Origin of the sequence: Bartonella queenslandensis AUST/NH15 (assembly GCF_000312585.1) — a bacterium.
Lineage (GTDB): Bacteria > Pseudomonadota > Alphaproteobacteria > Rhizobiales > Rhizobiaceae > Bartonella > Bartonella queenslandensis_A.
In genome coordinates this window covers 1-361 of sequence record NZ_HE998193.1, presented here as the reverse complement: position 1 = coordinate 361, position 361 = coordinate 1, and the positions used below count along the sequence as shown (strand labels likewise).

Annotated in this window: 1 protein-coding gene; it reads right to left on the bottom strand. The window is 35.2% G+C overall.

The window, feature by feature from the left end; all coding sequences use genetic code 11:
* A partial coding sequence (locus BN338_RS09845) for an antA/AntB antirepressor family protein (RefSeq protein ID WP_039761947.1) occupies positions 1-169 on the bottom strand: 169 nt, incomplete at its 3' end.
* Positions 170-361: the final 192 nt, after the last annotated feature.

Here is a 361-nt window from a genome sequence, read left to right as displayed (position 1 = left end):
TTTTTATAAAGTCTTTACCTTCTTCAAATGTATATTGATTAATACGATCTTTAATCCAAGTAGCGAAACGTTTTCCTATTTCCATGAATGCATGTAATTCACGCGCGTTAACAGTTTGAACAGCTTCCTGATCAATTGTTTGTTCCGTAATTTTTATAAGAGTGTTCATTGTGAACTCCTAATCGTTAGATGTTTGTTAATGACACTCTAAAAGAGTGCTGGGCGCTAACAAACACGGCGATTAGTCCGTCGTTATGCCTTTCCCATAAGGGTATTGTATAGCATAACTACACCCGACAAGTCTCTTTATACGCTACACGTATATAATGAGTCAAAATTTTTAATTTGCGGAGAAAAGATT